Annotated in this window: 16 protein-coding genes; 10 read left to right on the top strand and 6 right to left on the bottom strand. The window is 65.1% G+C overall.

The features are described from left to right. Positions 1 to 144 precede the first annotated feature (144 nt). The 5 genes from NYR58_RS16440 (at position 145) to NYR58_RS16460 (ending at position 3600) form a co-directional block, all read left to right on the top strand. Positions 145 to 891, top strand: coding sequence for a DUF899 domain-containing protein (locus NYR58_RS16440; RefSeq protein ID WP_261522204.1), 747 nt, complete (start codon positions 145 to 147; stop codon positions 889 to 891). Between the two features lie 17 nt (positions 892 to 908). Beyond that, positions 909 to 2234 carry a serine hydrolase domain-containing protein gene (locus NYR58_RS16445; RefSeq protein ID WP_261522205.1) on the top strand — a complete coding sequence of 442 codons (1326 nt, stop codon included), beginning with the start codon at positions 909 to 911 and terminating at the stop codon, positions 2232 to 2234. A gap of 29 nt (positions 2235 to 2263) precedes the next feature. Further along, the gene (locus NYR58_RS16450; protein WP_261522206.1) at positions 2264 to 2668 is read left to right on the top strand and encodes a GFA family protein; all 405 of its coding nucleotides are present in this window, start codon (positions 2264 to 2266) and stop codon (positions 2666 to 2668) included. Positions 2669 to 2755: 87 nt separating this feature from the next. Beyond that, positions 2756 to 3181, top strand: a complete 426-nt coding sequence (locus tag NYR58_RS16455; RefSeq protein ID WP_261522207.1) for a hypothetical protein — start codon at positions 2756 to 2758, stop codon at positions 3179 to 3181. Between the two features lie 17 nt (positions 3182 to 3198). After that, positions 3199 to 3600: a YciI family protein gene (locus NYR58_RS16460; RefSeq protein ID WP_261522208.1), complete on the top strand. Its 402-nt coding sequence runs from the start codon at positions 3199 to 3201 to the stop codon at positions 3598 to 3600. A 17-nt stretch (positions 3601 to 3617) separates the two neighbouring features. On the opposite strand, the gene NYR58_RS16465 is transcribed toward NYR58_RS16460, so the two are convergent. The 3 genes from NYR58_RS16465 to NYR58_RS16475 form a co-directional block, all read right to left on the bottom strand. Next, positions 3618 to 4511 carry a cation diffusion facilitator family transporter gene (locus NYR58_RS16465; protein WP_261522209.1) on the bottom strand — a complete coding sequence of 298 codons (894 nt, stop codon included), beginning with the start codon at positions 4509 to 4511 and terminating at the stop codon, positions 3618 to 3620. 55 nt (positions 4512 to 4566) lie between these two features. Next, positions 4567 to 6756 carry an anthranilate synthase gene (locus tag NYR58_RS16470; protein ID WP_261522210.1) on the bottom strand — a complete coding sequence of 730 codons (2190 nt, stop codon included), beginning with the start codon at positions 6754 to 6756 and terminating at the stop codon, positions 4567 to 4569. 214 nt (positions 6757 to 6970) lie between these two features. Continuing rightward, on the bottom strand, positions 6971 to 7672 hold the full coding sequence (locus NYR58_RS16475; RefSeq protein WP_261522264.1) for a phosphatase PAP2 family protein: 702 nt from the start codon (positions 7670 to 7672) through the stop codon (positions 6971 to 6973). 139 nt (positions 7673 to 7811) lie between these two features. Here NYR58_RS16475 and NYR58_RS16480 point away from each other — a divergent pair, with 139 nt between their 5' ends. Together NYR58_RS16480 and rnk are read left to right on the top strand one after the other, a co-directional pair. Further along, complete coding sequence (locus NYR58_RS16480) at positions 7812 to 8942, top strand: site-2 protease family protein (RefSeq protein WP_261522211.1); 1131 nt, start codon at positions 7812 to 7814, stop codon at positions 8940 to 8942. 253 nt (positions 8943 to 9195) lie between these two features. Continuing rightward, complete coding sequence (gene rnk, locus NYR58_RS16485; protein ID WP_261522212.1) at positions 9196 to 9633, top strand: nucleoside diphosphate kinase regulator; 438 nt, start codon at positions 9196 to 9198, stop codon at positions 9631 to 9633. A gap of 10 nt (positions 9634 to 9643) precedes the next feature. Here the strand turns inward: rnk and choV are convergent, their stop codons facing one another. The 3 genes from choV to NYR58_RS16500 all read right to left on the bottom strand — a co-directional run bounded on the left by choV (position 9644) and on the right by NYR58_RS16500 (position 12725). After that, on the bottom strand, positions 9644 to 10846 hold the full coding sequence (gene choV / locus NYR58_RS16490) for a choline ABC transporter ATP-binding protein (RefSeq protein ID WP_261522213.1): 1203 nt from the start codon (positions 10844 to 10846) through the stop codon (positions 9644 to 9646). After that, positions 10843 to 11697 (bottom strand): choline ABC transporter permease subunit, encoded by an 855-nt coding sequence (choW, locus tag NYR58_RS16495; protein ID WP_261522214.1) that lies wholly within the window; start codon positions 11695 to 11697, stop codon positions 10843 to 10845. The genes choV and choW overlap by 4 nt, the downstream gene beginning before the upstream one ends. An 80-nt stretch (positions 11698 to 11777) precedes the next feature. Further along, positions 11778 to 12725 carry a choline ABC transporter substrate-binding protein gene (locus NYR58_RS16500; protein ID WP_261522215.1) on the bottom strand — a complete coding sequence of 316 codons (948 nt, stop codon included), beginning with the start codon at positions 12723 to 12725 and terminating at the stop codon, positions 11778 to 11780. A gap of 660 nt (positions 12726 to 13385) precedes the next feature. Between NYR58_RS16500 and NYR58_RS16505 the strand changes: the two genes are divergently transcribed. From NYR58_RS16505 to NYR58_RS16515, 3 genes are all read left to right on the top strand, one after another. Then, positions 13386 to 14507 (top strand): DUF2333 family protein, encoded by a 1122-nt coding sequence (locus NYR58_RS16505; RefSeq protein ID WP_378074668.1) that lies wholly within the window; start codon positions 13386 to 13388, stop codon positions 14505 to 14507. Positions 14508 to 14586: 79 nt separating this feature from the next. Then, positions 14587 to 15132 carry a hypothetical protein gene (locus NYR58_RS16510; RefSeq protein ID WP_261522216.1) on the top strand — a complete coding sequence of 182 codons (546 nt, stop codon included), beginning with the start codon at positions 14587 to 14589 and terminating at the stop codon, positions 15130 to 15132. Continuing rightward, the gene (locus NYR58_RS16515) at positions 15119 to 15637 is read left to right on the top strand and encodes a hypothetical protein (RefSeq protein WP_261522217.1); all 519 of its coding nucleotides are present in this window, start codon (positions 15119 to 15121) and stop codon (positions 15635 to 15637) included. Before NYR58_RS16510 ends, NYR58_RS16515 begins: the two co-directional genes overlap by 14 nt. Positions 15638 to 15762 lie beyond the last annotated feature (125 nt).

The raw sequence follows: 15762 nt of genomic DNA on the forward strand, positions 1-15762 counted from the left end.
ATCCGCCCAGCAGCGCAGCGATGGGGCCGGCTTGAGGGTTCGTCCGAACTTTTTCGCGCGGACCCGTCGGAAACGGCGGTCGCATTACGTCTTTTGGGACGAGCCGCACGCGGCATCCGATCGCCAACCACGGAGGAAGACAAGATGAGCCTGCCAAAGATCGTCTCCAGAAAGGAGTGGCTGGAGGCCCGAAAGGCGCTGCTTGCCAGGGAGAAGGAGCTGACGCGGGCACGCGACGCGTTGAATGCGCAGCGCCGCCGCCTGCCCATGGTGAAGATCGAGGAGCAATATATCTTCGAAGGATCCGACGGCAGGAAGAGACTGATCGACCTCTTCGAGGGGCGGCGCCAGCTCATCATCGACCATTTCATGTTCGATCCGCGCTGGGAGAAGGGCTGTCCCGGCTGCACGGGCGACGCCGACGAAATGTCGGACGGCCTCATACGGCACCTGAACAGCCGCGACACCTCCTTCGCCTGCATATCGCGGGCGCCACTGGAGAAGATCGAGCGCTACAAGGCCGAGAGGGGCTGGCGCTTTCCCTGGTATTCTTCCTTCAGCAGCGACTTCAACTACGATTTCGGCGTGACCATCGACGAGCGCCGCGCCGCGCCGATCTACAACTACCGCACCAAGGAAGAGCATCTGAAGGCCGGCACCGGATACTACTTCGAAGGCGAGCAGCCCATCGAGAGATCCGGTCTGAGCTGTTTCCTGCGCGTCGGCGACGACGTCTATCACACCTACTCTACCTTCGCACGCGGCGACGAGGCGACCGGTGGCTCCTACTACTGGCTCGACCTGACCGCGCTCGGTCGGCAGGAGGAGTGGGAAGAACCGAAGGGACGCGTGGAAAGCGCGCGTGCCAACGTGCCCTTTTTCGACGAATGACGGGGGAGTTTTCAGGCATGGAGGAACATGACGGTATAAGCCGGCGCCCGCTGCTGAAGGGTGCCGCGGCGTTGCTTGCGCTGGGCATTGCTGCCCCTGCCCGCGCAACCGCGGCGAATGGACGGACAGACGGGACCGGCGCGGCTTTCTCGCCCGATGCGCTCGCGGCCCTGCGCGCGACGATGGAGCGTCATGTCGCCGAAGGCTACCTGCCGGGTGCGGTGTGGCTTCTCCACCGCAATGGCGAGACTCACGTGGGCACCGCCGGAACCTTCGAGCTTGGCGGCGGTCAGCCCATGGCGCGCGACACCATCTTCCGCGTCGCCTCCATCACCAAGCCGGTTACCGCCGCCATAGCGATGAAGCTGGTGGAGGATGGCGTCATCGGCCTCGACGATCCGGTGGACCCTTTGCTGCCGGAACTGGCCGCGCCGCGCGTGCTGGCAAGCATCGAGGCGGAGCTGGAAGATACCGTGCCGGCGAAGCGCCCGGTCACACTGCGCCATCTCCTGACGCAGACCTTCGGGCTCGGCGCCATCATGGTTTTCCCCGAGCGATATCCGATCCAGGCCGCCATGCGCGAGGCCGGCCTTGCGCCATCATGGACGCTGCCGAAAATGTCGTCGGACGAGTACATGAAACGGCTCGGCGCGCTGCCGCTCGCCTATCAGCCGGGCGAACGCTTCCTCTACAACAACGGCCTCGACGTGGCCGGCATTCTGGTGGAGCGGGCGACCGGAAAGCGGCTCGCGGACGTCCTGCGCGAATGGCTGTTCGAGCCCTTGGGCATGGAGGACACCGGCTTCTTCGTGCCGCCGGAAAAGCAGCATCGGCTGCCCACCCAGTACGGGCCGGATTTCGCCGCCGGCGATGGCTCGCTCATCGTCTACGACGCCGATCTGGGGATCGACTTCACCACACCGCCACCCATGGATTCCGGCGCCGGCGGGCTGGTGACGACGGTCGATGACTACGCCGCCTTCACACGCATGATGCTGAACGCAGGGGAACTCGGCGGCATACGCATCCTCAGACCCGAAACGGTCGCCGAGATGACGCGCAACCAGCTGACCGAAGCGCAACGGCGCACCAGCGACGCCGCCCTCTTCATGGAGGATGGCGGCGCGAGCTGGGGACTCGGCATGTCGGTGGCGGTCCACCGGACCAAGCCCTGGCTCACGCCCGGCGCCTTCGGCTGGAACGGCGGGTACGGCACCACTGCCTATACGGACCCGACCAATGGCCTCACCGCCATGTTCTTCAGTCAGCGGATGATGGACTCTCCAGAGCCGCCAAAAACTTACGTCGATTTCTGGACTCAAGTCTACAAGGCGCTCGTCTGACCGGGCAGCCTCCACAGAAGGATCTTGCGATGAAGAAGACACGCCATGGAAGCTGCCATTGCGGGGCGGTGCGCTTTTGCGCCGATCTGGACCTCGGCGACGGCACCAGCCGCTGCAACTGCTCCATCTGCGCCAAGGGGCGGTTCTGGAAGGCGATCGTCGCCGACGCGGATTTTCAGCTTCTCTCCGGCCAGGAGATGCTTAGCGAATACCGTTTCGGCAGCAACAGCATCGCCCACCTCTTCTGCCGCACCTGCGGGATCAAGCCCTTCGGTCGGGGCCGCCTGGAAGAGCTCGGCGGCACCTTCTACGCCATCAATGTCGCCTGCCTCGACGATGCGACCCCGGAGGAACTGGCCTCCGCACCCGTCGCCTTCGAGGACGGCCTCAACGATGCCTGGGACCGGGTGCCGGCCGAAACGCGCCATCTCTGACAGGATCGGCGTGGAAAATTTCCGGCGCGGTGTCGGACGGCGCTCCCTTTCTTCGTCCTGGGTAGAAACGAGGAAGGAGACAGGATCATGAGCCTGCACGCACAAGAGACATCCCGGCCCGCCCGGCGCCCGCTGCGCAGCACCGGCGCCGTCCTCTCGGGCCTGCTGCTGATTTTCGCCGCCTCGCTTGCGACGGACCAGCTTTTCCATGCCATCGGCGTCTATCCTCCCTGGGGCGAGCCGATGAGCACCGGCCAATACCTTCTGGCCCTTGCCTACCGCGTCGTCTACGCGGTGGCGGGCAGTTATGTCGCCGCCCGCTTCGCGCCGACACGGCCCATGCTGCACGCCCTGGTCCTCGGCGCCATCGGCGTGCTGCTGAGCGCTGCCGGCGCCGCGGCCATGTGGCACATGGGCGACCACTGGTATCCGGTCTCTCTCGTCCTGATCTCGCTCCCCTGCGCCTGGGCCGGCGGCATGCTGTATCTCAGATCCCGGCACCACGAGTCCTGACAACCCTGGAGGAAGCCATGCGCTACATGATGTTGATGATCCCCGCCGGATATGAGCAAGCCCCTCCCGGCGCCATGCCCGAGGCCGAGCACGTGGACGCGATGATGCGCTACAACGCCGAGCTTCAGGAGGCTGGCGTTCTGGTGGCGCTCGATGGCCTGCACCCACCCTCCATGGGCGCGCGCGTCTCCTTCGCCACGGGCCAGCCGGTGGTCACGGACGGTCCCTTCGCAGAGGCGAAGGAAGTGGTGGGCGGCTACTGGATCATCGACGTCGCCTCGCTGGAGGAGGCGGTGGAATGGGCGAAGCGCTGCCCCGGAAAGCCGAGCGAGACCATCGAGATCCGCAAGATCATGGCGGAGGAGGATTTCTCCGCCGAGGTACGGGACGTGCTCGACAGATACCCGAACGTGACGTAGCGCGGGCAAGGCCCGCTTCAGCCGCCGCCGTTCCCGTTCTTGGCCTTGTGCGCCGGCTCCACGTGGATGGTGACGCGGACGCCGGAAAACGCCGCTTCCAGCGCATCCTCGATGCGGTCGCAGATGCGATGAGCGCGCTCCACCGTCATGTCCGAGGGCACCACAAGGTGGAACTCGATGAAGCGGGCACGGCCTGCCTCGCGCGTCTTGAGATCGTGGAACTCCAGCGCCCCGTCGCTGTTGGCGTGCACGAGACGCTCGATCTCGGCCAGATCCTCCGGCTCGACCGCGACATCCATCAGCCCCTGCACCGAAGCTTTCACCATGTGCCAGCCATGCCAGAGAATGTTGACGGCGACGATGACGGCCATCAGCGGATCGAGCCACAGCCAGCCCGTGGCAAGCGCCATCAGAAGGCCGGCGATGACACCGGCTGAAGTGACGACATCCGTCCACAGATGGCGTGCATCCGCCATCAGCGCCGGCGAGCGCGCGGCACGCCCCGCGCGCATGAGGATGGCGGCCCAGACGCCGTTGCCCACCGCTGCAAACGCGTTGATTGCAAGCCCCACCGCCGGCACCGCCAGCGGGCTCGGCTGAGCGAAGGCCAGCACCGCCTCGCGCAGGATGAGAAGCGCGGCGACGACGATCAGCACCCCTTCCAGAACGGCGGAGAGATACTCCGCCTTGTGATGGCCGAAGGGGTGGTTGTCGTCGGCGGGCGTGTGCGCCACGCCGATGGCATACCAGGCCACGCCGGAAGCCACCACGTTGACGATGGACTCCATGGCGTCGGAGAACAGCGCCACCGAGCCTGTCAGCCACCAGGCCACAAGCTTGAGCGCGAAGATCGCCACACCGACGACGATGGACCAGAAGGACAGGCGCCGCACCCTGCTTGCCGATTTCATGGCCTCCCGCACCCTCTCGATCCGGTCGCAGCGCAACCGGCGCGGCCGGCGGGCATCACGCCGCCTCGACCTTCGCCCTGCGGGGCAGATGCGCCACCACATTCTCGATCATGCGCATCCCGGCGTTCTGCCCCAGCGTCATGATCGATTCGGGGTGGAACTGCACAGCCGCCACGGGCTCGCTTCTGTGTTCGACGGCCATCACCACGCCGTCCTCCGTCCGCGCCGTCACGTCGAAGACATCGGGAAGATGCGCCGGATCGGCGATGATGGAATGGTAGCGCCCCACCGTCACTTCCTCCGGCAGGCCGGAGAAGACGAGGCTCTCCCCCGTCACGCGAATGCGCGAGGGCTTTCCATGCATGGGCTCGTCAAGCTGGCCCAGCGTGCCGCCATACGCTTCCACCAGCGCCTGCAGCCCAAGGCACACGCCGAAGATGGGCAGCTTGCGTTCCCGCGCCCTGGCGATCGTCGCCTTGCAATCGAAATCGGACGGCGTGCCCGGCCCCGGCGACAGCACCACCAGATCGGGTGCCACGCGGTCGAACACAGCATCGTCCACCGGGGTGCGCACCGTGGTGACGGCAGCGCCCGTCTGGCGGAAATAATTGGCCAGCGTGTGCACGAAGGAATCCTCGTGATCGACAAGCAGGATCTTCACGCCCTGGCCCATCTTGGCCGTCTCTCTCGCCTCGTTCGCCATATTGGTCTTCCCTGCCTCGCGGATGGCCGAAAGCATGGCGGACGCCTTCAGCTCCGTCTCCGCCTCCTCCTCCGCACCGTCGGAATCATACAGAAGGGTGGCGCCCGCCCGCACCTCGGCAATGCCGTCCTTGATGCGGATCGTCCTCAGCGTCAGGCCGGTGTTCATGTCGCCGTTGAAATGCACCATGCCCACCGCCCCGCCATACCAGGCACGGGGGCTCTTCTCGTTGTCTTCGATGAAGCGCATGGCCCACAGCTTCGGCGCCCCGGTCACCGTCACCGCCCAGGCGTGGGAGAGGAAGGCGTCGAAGGCGTCCATCCCCTCGCGCAGCCGGCCCTCGATGTGGTCCACCGTATGGATGAGGCGCGAGTACATCTCGATCTGCCTGCGGCCGATGACCCGCACCGAGCCGGGCTCGCACACGCGCGACTTGTCGTTGCGGTCCACGTCGGAGCACATGGTCAGCTCCGCCTCGTCCTTCCTGGAGTTCAGGAGCTTCAGGATCTGCTCGGAGTCGGAGATGGCATCGTGGCCGCGCTTGATGGTGCCGGAGATGGGGCAGGTCTCCACGCGCCGCCCCGACACGCGCACGAACATCTCCGGCGAGGCGCCGATCAGATATTCGCGCTCGCCGAGATTGATGAAGAAGGAATAGGGGGACGGGTTGGTCTGCTTCAGGCGGCGAGAGATCTGCGACGGGCGGCTCTCGCAGCGCTCGAAGAACATCTGCCCCGGCACCACCTCGAAGAGGTCGCCGCGCCGGAAGCTCTCCTTGGCCTTCTCGACGAGCCGGGCATATTCGCCGGGCGCGTGGTCGCCGCGCGGCGGCCTCTCGGCCGCCGGCACGAAGGGTTCCACCTGCCCTTCCCTCGGCAGACCAGCGGTGGAAAAGCCCTCGCCCGCATAGTCATAACGGTCATGCCAGGCCGTGGCAGTATAGTGGTCGACGACAAGTATCTCGTCGGGCAGGTAAAGCACCAGGTCGCGCTGGCTTTGCGGACGCTCGAGCTTCAGCTCCACGGGATCGAACTGAAAGGCGAGATCGTAGCCGAAGGCGCCGTAGAGCCCCAGATTGGCGTCGTCTGCGGTGTGGAACAGTCCGGTGATCGCCCGCAACACCGTGAAGACGGAAGGAAGGCGCGAGCGCTCCTCCTCCGATACCACCCCGCGCGGCTCGGCAACGGCAAGCGCCACGCAGGCGCGACCGCGCTCCCGCACCGTCACGTCCGGCAGGCGGTCCACCGCCGCCGCCAGCGCCGGCAGCATTGCCTCCCCGCGCCGGTTCAGCGCCTCCAGCCTCATGGCGCGTCCGCGCGCCGAAATGGCCAGCGGAGGGTCGATGATGGCGGTGTCCCAGCGTGTGTAGCGGCCCGGATACTCGTAATTGGAGGAGAAAACGGCCCCCCGGCGCTCATCCAGCGCGTCGATATAGGTGTCGATGGCGCCCTCGTAGGGCGTTTCGCTGCGGCTGCGCACCACCCGGATGCCGCCTGCCGTGACAAACCGCTCGCTGCCGTCTTCCAAGACTTCCACGCTCATTCTCCGCTCCCTTGCAGATGCTGCCGGGAAGCCCCCATAACGAAAATGGCCGCCCGGTTTTCACCTGCGGCCAATCCCCAAGGTTGCATGCAAACGCCTGCGCCGGCCGCTTTCAGCGGGCCCGCCACCAAAGCCTTGCGTCGACAACCGTGCTCATGCGCCTTCCATAGCCGCGAACGGACACCCGCGCAACCACTTTGGACGCCCGCCGCGCTCATCCCTTCCGCCGCCCATTGGCGCCGCGCTGGATGAGCGCCACGAGAAGCCAGGAAAGGCTTGCCCAGGCGAGCCCCAGCGCCCAGCCGGCGGCGACGTCGCTCGGCCAGTGGACTCCCAGATAGACCCGCGACACCCCCACCAGGAGCGAGATGAAAAGGGCCACGAACGCCACATAGACCCGCACCCGCAGATCGTCGAAGAAACGCATGACGAGCGCGGCAAGGGTGAGATAGGCCACGGTGCCTACCACCGCGTGGCCGCTCGGGAAGCTGGCGGTGTGAACGGTGTCCAGATGGGTGACGAGATCGGGGCGCGGGCGGGCGAAATACCCCTTCAGGATATGGGTGAGCAGCGCCCCGGACCCCACCGAAAGGACGGCGTAGAGCGCCGGCCCCCAGCGCCGGGTGAGAAGCAGCAGGCCGACGACGACGGCCAGGGTAAGCACGATGAGCGTGTAGCCGCCGAGCGCGGTGATCTCCAGCGCCGCCTCCTCCAGCCATGGCGGCCCGAAGGGATCGGCGGGGTCGGCCGCGCTGCGCAGGGCAAGGAAAAGGCGCTCGTCGACGGCCCGCATGCTGCCCTTGGCCACCGCCCCGGCTATCCACAGAAAGACGAAGGCGCCGAACGCCAGAGTTCCAAGCACGATGGCCGGCACCACGGTCTCCCGCCGCTTCATGCCGCGCACCAGGCCGCGCATCGTCAAGAATTGTCCGCTGTCCGCCAATGCCGTCATACCTCCGTAGCTGAAAGCCGCGCTTGAAAAAGATGGCGCAGAGACAAATGTCTCCTATGCTGGATGCCAAGACACATTCATCCGGCAGGAGCAAGGCAGGTCCATGGTCTGGTCGTTCAATATCGGCAGGATTTTCGGAACGGTGGTGCGCATCCACGTCACCTTCCTGCTGCTGCTCGTGTGGATCTGGTTCATGCACTACCAGATCGGCGGCGCGGCGGCGGCGTGGGAGGGCGTCGCCTTCATCCTGGCGGTCTTTGCCTGTGTGGTGGCGCACGAGTTCGGCCATGCCCTTGCCGCCCGCCACTACGGCATCCGCACGCCGGACATCACGCTTCTGCCGATCGGCGGGCTCGCCCGGCTCGAACGGATGCCCGAGGAGCCGGGCCAGGAATTCGTCATCGCCGTGGCCGGGCCGCTGGTCAATGTGGTGATCGCGCTCGTCATCTTCCTCCTGCTCGGCGGCACGGCCGGCGTGGAGCAGATGCTGCAGGTGGAGAATCCGCGTGCCGACTTCCTGGTACGGCTGGCCGGGGTGAACCTCTTCCTGGTCTTTTTCAACATGATTCCCGCCTTCCCCATGGATGGCGGGCGCGTCCTGCGGGCGGCGCTCGCCACCCGCATGCCCTGGGCACGGGCCACGCAGATCGCCGCGAATATCGGCCAGGGACTGGCCTTCCTGTTCGGCTTCCTGGGCCTTCTCTACAACCCGTTGCTCATCTTCATCGCCATCTTCGTCTATCTGGCGGCGGCGGCGGAAGCGCAGAACGCGCAGATCCGCGACATCGCCAACAGCGTGCTGACCGGCGATGTGATGGTGACGGAGTTCGCCGCCCTCGACCGTTCGGCAACCATCGGCGAGGCCATAGACAGGCTTCTGGCCACCACACAGAGTGAGTTTCCCATCCTCGACGCCCATGGGCGCATGGAGGGGCTTCTGACCCGCAACGACATGATCGCCGCGCTGAAGGAAACCGGCCCCGAAATGCCCGTCGTGGGCGCCATGCGCACCGGCCTTCCCGCCGTCCACCGGATGCAGAGCCTGACGGAGGGCTTTCGCCTGATGCAGGAGACGAGCGCGCCCGCCGTGGCGGTGGTGGACAGCGAGGGCCGGCTGGTGGGGCTTCTCACCCACGAGACGATCGGCGAGATGATGATGCTGCGCGCCGCCATGCCGGAGGGCTTTCGCCTCGGCCGACTGCGCAGGAGTCCGCCGCTCGCGCGGCGTCCTTGACAAGCGCCCCGCCCTGCACCACCTTCTGGGCATGATGGCACGATACGCAGACACCCTTTCCTGTCTCCTTCGGGAGTGTCCCATCGCGGGACGCTGACCCCGGGGTTCGGTGCCATGCGCCTCCGGACCACGGGGCGCATCAAGGCTGCAGATTCGCTGAGGACCGGACGGCGAAGAGCGGCAAATCCAGGCGCATCTCCAATAGAAACAACCATCAAGGCCGCAGGCTGCGGCAGCCCTTGGATCGAAAACCATGCAGAACGTGCAGAAAAAGCGTGGGCGCAAGCCCAGAATCACCATTTCCAGAACCGACCATGACCGCCTGCTCGGCCTTGCGGAAGCGGCGGAGGAGCGCAATCCGACCTTCGCCGAAGCCATGATCGAGGAGCTGGAGCGGGCCCGCGTTGTCGAGGATTCCGCGCTTCCCGAGACCGTGGTGCGCATGGGCTCCACCGTCACCTACACGGCCGATGGCGGCGCGCCCACCACCGTCACCCTGGTCTTTCCCGGCGAGGCCGACATCACCCAGGGCAAGGTGGCGGTCACGGCCCCGGTGGGCACCGCGCTCATCGGCCTGTCCGTCGGCCAGTCCATCGACTGGACGGCCCGCAACGGGCGCATCCACAGGCTGACAGTGACCGACATCCGCCAGCCCGCAGGAGAGATGGAGGCCGTGAAGGCGCCGGCCTAAAGGCCGGCGCTCACAGCCTCTCGCCACCCCCGCGCACGATCGCCTTGAGCACATCGCGCACACCGATGGCGCCCAGGAAGCGTGATGATTCGTCGAACACCGCGACGGGCGCCGTCTCCGACTGGTGCATGGCATGCATCACGGTCCTGAGCGGCGTGCCGGCTTGGGCCCAGAACACCTTGGGCTTGTCCTCCGGCAGCGGCTCGACATTGTCGCAGGCCACCCAGATGGCCGGCCTGCCGTCGCGCTCGGCGTCCACCACCAGCATGTTCTCGTCGAGCCTGAATCGGGTGGTGCAGCGCCGGTCGAGCCACAGCCAGTCCTCGCCGGCGGCCGGCAGGTCGCGGGCATCGCGCATGACGTTCCAGGCGGTGAGCACCGACATCGGGTTCACGTTGGAGATGAAGTCGCGCACATAGTCGTTGCGCGGCCTGAGGACGATGTCCTCGGGGGTTCCGGTCTGCACGATGCGCCCGCCCTCCATGATGGAGATGCGGTTGCCGATCTTCAGCGCTTCCTCCAGATCGTGACTGACGAAGAGGATGGTCTTCTTCAGCCGCTCCTGCAGCTCGATCAATTCATCCTGCAGCTTGGTGCGGATGAGCGGATCGAGAGCGGAGAACGGCTCGTCCATGAGCAGGATCGGCGCCTGCGTGGCAAAGGCACGGGCAAGCCCCACGCGCTGCTGCATGCCGCCGGACAGCTCGTGCGCGTATTTGCCCGCCCAGTCCTCCAGATGCACAAGCTCGAGCTGCGCCATGACGCGCTCCTTGCGCTCCTTCGCCGGCACGCCGGAAAGCTCCAGCCCGAAGCCCACATTCTCCTCCACCGTCCGCCAGGGCAGAAGCGCGAACTGCTGGAAGACCATGGCCACACATTCGCGGCGGATCTTCCTGAGCTCGGCCTGCGAACAGGTGACCACATCGGCCGACCAGTCGCCGTCGCGCACGATCACCTGGCCGCGCGCCACCGTGTTGAGCCGGTTGACGGCGCGCAGCAGCGTCGACTTGCCGGAGCCGGAAAGGCCCATCAGCACCGAGATCTCGCCCTTCTCCACCGTCAGATCACAGCCCGCGCACCCCAGCACGGCGCCCGTCTTCTCCAGGATCTCGGTGCGGCTCGCCCCCGCATCGAGAAGCGGCATGGCGGCGGCGCGCTCCTTGGCGCTGCCGAAAACGATGTCGACACCGCGGAAGTCGATGGCCGGCTTCATCGCTCGCCCTCCCGGCCGATGCGCGCCATGCGGTCGAGGATGATCGCCAGAACCACGATGGCCAGCCCTGCTTCCAGTCCGAGCGGAATGTTGACCGAGTTCAGCGCCCGCACGACCGGCTTGCCAAGGCCGTTGGCGCCGATCAGAGCGGCGATGACCACCATGGACAGCGACAGCATGATGCATTGGGTGAGCCCCGCCATGATGGAGGGAAGCGCGGCCGGCAGTTCCACCTTCCACAGAAGCTGGCGCCGCGTCGCGCCGAACGCCTCGCCCGCCTCCAGCATGGGCTTTGGCACCGAAGTTATGCCAAGATAGGTGAGCCGTATGGGCGCCGGCGAGGCGAAGATGACGGTCACGATGAGCCCCGGTGCGGCCCCGAGGCCGAACAGGATGAGCACCGGGATGAGATAGACGAAGGTGGGCAGGGTCTGCATCAGGTCGAGGATGGGCCGCAGAACCTGATAGACGCGGGCATTGTGCGCTGCCCAGATGCCGACGGGAACGCCGATGGCCATGGAGACGGCGGCAGCGGCCACCACCAGGACGAGGGTTTCCACCGTCTCCTTCCACAGGCCCTGGTTGATGATGAACAGCAGGCCGATGGCCACCCCGACCGCCAGCTTCCAGGAGCGCTGCAGGACATAGGCGAGAGCGGCGATCGCCAGCACCACGAGAACCGGCGGCATCCACAGGAGGAAACCGGCCATGCCGTCCAGGAGGACGGCCAGGCCGCTGGCCAGATTGTCGAACAGCCAGGCGAAATTGGTTGTCAGAAAATCGAAGAAGGCGCGGCCCCATCTGCCGATGGGTATCTTCCAGGCCGCGATCCATTGCGTAACGGGATCCATGGGAAAACGGTCTTCCGGGTCGCTTCACGTTCGGGCGGAAAGGAAATCGGGCGCCGCTGGCACGGCGCCCGTCACTTGCCCTACAGTCCGAGATGCGCCCTCACCGCCGCGAGCCCATCCTCCCCCTCGAAGGTGGTGACGCCCGCAAGCCAAGGCTCGAGCGCCTGCGGATGCGCCTTCAGCCAGGCCGTGGCCGCCGCCTTCGGCTCCGCGCCGTCATCGAGGATGGCGCCCATGATCTCGTTTTCCATCTCCAGCGAGAAGACCATGTTCTTCAGAAGCTGTCCGAGATTGGGGCACTCCTCGGCAAGACCGGCGCGCACATTGGTGTGCACCGTGGCGCCGCCATAGTTGGGGCCGAACACATCGTCACCGCCGTCGAGATACGCCATGTCGATATTGGCGTTCATGGGATGCGGCTCCCAGCCGAGGAAGACCACGTGCTCCTGGCGCTGCACCGCACGGCGCACCTGGGAGAGCATGCCCGCCTCCGAGCTTTCCACCAGCTCGAAGCCCGAAAGGCCGAAGGTGTCGTTCTCGATCATCTCCAGGATCAGCCGGTTGCCGTCATTTCCCGGCTCGATGCCGTAGATCTTGCCGTCCAGTTCCTCGCGGAACCTGGCGATGTCGGCAAAGGTCTTCAGGCCGGCATCATAGGTGTATTGCGGCACGGCAAGGGTGTATTTGGCCCCTTCCAGATTGGTGACGATGGTCTCCACCGAGCCATCCTCGCGATAGGGCGCGATGTCGGCCTCCATGGTGGGCATCCAGTTGCCCAGGAAGACATCCACATCCTTGTTCTTGAGCGAGGCGTAGGTGACGGGCACGGACAGCACCTGCGTTTCCGGCTCGTAGCCCAGCCCTTCGAGCACCACCGAGGCGGTCGCCGTGGTGGCGGTGATGTCGGTCCAGCCGACATCCGAGAAGGTCACGGAGCGGCACTCGGCGGGCTCGGCGGCGAAACCGGCGCCGGCCCAAAGGCCGAGGGCCACACCAAGACCGACTGCGACAAATCTGTTCTGAGACATGACGGTTCTCCCCTGGGATTGTGCTTCGATGTAATTTCTTGCGCGCGCCGTTTAACCGGCTTTGCCATTTCTTTCAAACGCAAGCACCATTTCGGTCCGGCCGCAAGCCGAAAGAATGCGCTTCGTGCAAGGACGTCCGCCCGCGCGCGCAGGATCGCCTCGCCCGGCTTTCTCCGTCCGGCCTTCGGCGAGGAAAGCGGGAAACGGGGCGCATTGATCGCGCCTCTCTGCTTGTCTGCGGCGCGTCCAGCGGCCCTCGGCTTCTCCGCACCCTGCCTCTCGCGGGCCCACAGATGCCTTCGGGAACCGACCTCGAAGGGAGTGGCCGCCGCCGCTCTTCCGAACACCCGCTGCGCATCCGGTTCCCGCGAGGGCGATGGGGCAGGAGAAGGGCGGCGGTGCGGGCGGGGATGAGAAAGGGAGGAGGAGCGAATGGCGAATAGGGAGTAACGAGCAACGGGTTTGCAGGGGGAAAAGTTTGGAGGGCTTGAACCCGTCCCCACGCGGAATGGGGATCGAGCGCGGTTCCGCAGGCTGCGACGGGATGCCCCGGCAAGGCGGGCGACCGGCATCACAGGTTGTGACGGCGACGGAAAGGCCCTATCTCAACGCATCAGGCGCCGTTGAGCGCCCTTGCGCTCGGTCACGAAGGAGGCGCCCGTGATTGGTTGGATCGTCGATTTCTTTTTCCACATGCTTCGCCTGCTCGCCCGCCTTCTGCGCCGCGCATTCTCCTGGCTCGGCTGGCCCTTTCAGGCGCTGCGGCGCTGGTATGCCCGGCGCGGCTGGATCCTGCGCACGACGGTGGCGGGCGTGGTTCTCCTGTTTCTCGGGCTTTACGGCTACTTCTTCTGGCAGACCCAGATATGGCACGGGTTCGACCCCGACTATGTGCGCGCCTACGGGCTGGAAGGGCGCGGCGTCTCGGCCGGCGAGCAGGTGGCGGCGACGGGGGATGCGGGGGCGCGCACCTGCGGGCGCTCCGCCATCACCGACGTGGCTGCCGACCTGACCGACTTCAACGTCAACGAGAATGCGTGGATCACGTCCATGCTTCTCTACAAGCTGGGCTTTTTCGGCCTCGACTGGGACGACACGCCGTTCTTCGACAACAAGGCTTCCTTCCAGCGCGGCGTGAACCAGACGGTGCGCCGCACCGCCGTGGAGCTGGTGGACGCGCTGGGCCGCGTGCGCGGCACCTCGCAGATCGACAGCGATCTGCAGAAAGCCCGCGAAAACATCCAGTTCTCCGAGGATGCCTGGTATTTCGGGCTCAACCCCTTCGGCCCCAAGACGCCGACCCCCAGCTTCTACCGCACGGCGATCACCTCGCTGCGCAGCTTCAACGACCGGCTGGAGCGCTGCGAAGCGGTCTTCGACGCGCGCGCCGACAATCTGATTCAGTTCCTGGACCGCGTCGCAAACGATCTCGGCTCCACCTCGGCCATCCTGCGCGAGCGCTCCGAAAACTACAATGCCGGATGGTTCGACACGCGCGCCGACGACCGTTTCTGGTTCGCCTACGGCCAGCTCTACGGCTATTATGGGATGCTGCATGCCGCCCGCGCCGACTTCGAGGATGTGGTGGCGCAGCGCTCGCTGGAATCGCTGTGGGAAACGACGGAAGACCAGTTCCGCGCCGCGCTCGACATCACGCCGGCCATCGTCTCCAACGGCCGCGAAGCCGGCTGGATCATGCCCACACACCTCGCGACCATGGGCTTCTACATTCTGCGCGTGCGATCGAACCTGGTGGAGTTGCGGCAGGTGCTGGATCGATGAACGAAATTGTCGTGCTGCAGTCGATCAGACACGGTCAATATGCTATCTAAGTCTACGCCGCGACAGTGAGGAAGCAGCCATGGCACTGGTTTGGCCGGTCTATAATGGAAGAGAACCCACACGAGGCGGCCCATGGGCAAATATCTCAGCGCCCGACGCGATCTCGCTGTTCGAGCTCAGTGAGGCGGATTTTCTATCCGATCTGGACAAGACACCTCGCTTTGGCGACCAGCGACGCGAATTTTTCCACGAAGGTTTCAGGCACATAGTTATTGAAATTGAACCTGATGAAGCCAGGAGGTCAGGATTGAAGCCGGGCTTCTATATCTCAAGGGTTGACCCAGAAGAGGCCTTTCGGCGGCTGATTGAGCACGCATTTGTGGGTGCACTCGGCTCGGAGAACGTTGTTCGGGTGGAATATTCCTCCACCACGGATTCAAGTGGAAACGATGCCATAAGAATTACCGTCGTGATAGCGCCTGGCGCAGTGAAACGTTTGAGAGAGGGAGCGGCACTCGATGCACTCGTGAGGCTTCGTGAGCGTTTGCGCGATATGCGGGAGGAGCGCAATCCGATCATTGAATATGCCACCGAAGCCGAACTGGCACAGAATGCCGGTCATTAATCCGGATCACTTATTGGAACAGGCGGAGAGGCTGACCGCCCCTCCCGAAGCCGGAGCGCCCAGACAGGCTGATTTGCGAAGGGCCATCTCCGCTGCGTACTATGCGCTGTTTCATGAAATTCTCATTGAAGCAACAGATAACATGATCGGGCGGAAACATAGGCAGGAGGCCCGATATGAATTGGCCTACCGCAGCGTTGATCACAAATCGCTGCGATTATTGTGTGAAGAAATAAGAAAACAAAAGCTACCGGCAAAATACGCAAAATATGAACCAGAAGGTGGATTTGGACCGGATCTGTCAGCCGTTGCGACAGCCTTTCTGGAACTTCAGGAGAAACGGAACATCGCGGACTATGATCCGCTTTTCCGCGTGAGAACGTCAGACGCAGTTTTTGCGGTAGCAACCAGCCGCGATGCCATCCAGCGCTTGCGGGGCACACGCCGCGCGCGCCGAAAGGCCTTTCTTTCCCTGGTCTTCTTCTCTCCTAGAGGTCAAGGTTAGCGTACGCGGCCCGCTCTGTCGCATTTCCCTTAGATTCTGCCTCTTTCGGAATGACGACCGCTGCGGTTCAATGACCATATGCAGTGGGCGAGATGACCCGAGGTGAAAGGGATGGAGAAAGCGTG

Origin of the sequence: Chelativorans intermedius (genome assembly GCF_025398255.1) — a bacterium.
GTDB classification, from domain to species: Bacteria; Pseudomonadota; Alphaproteobacteria; order Rhizobiales; family Rhizobiaceae; genus Chelativorans; species Chelativorans intermedius.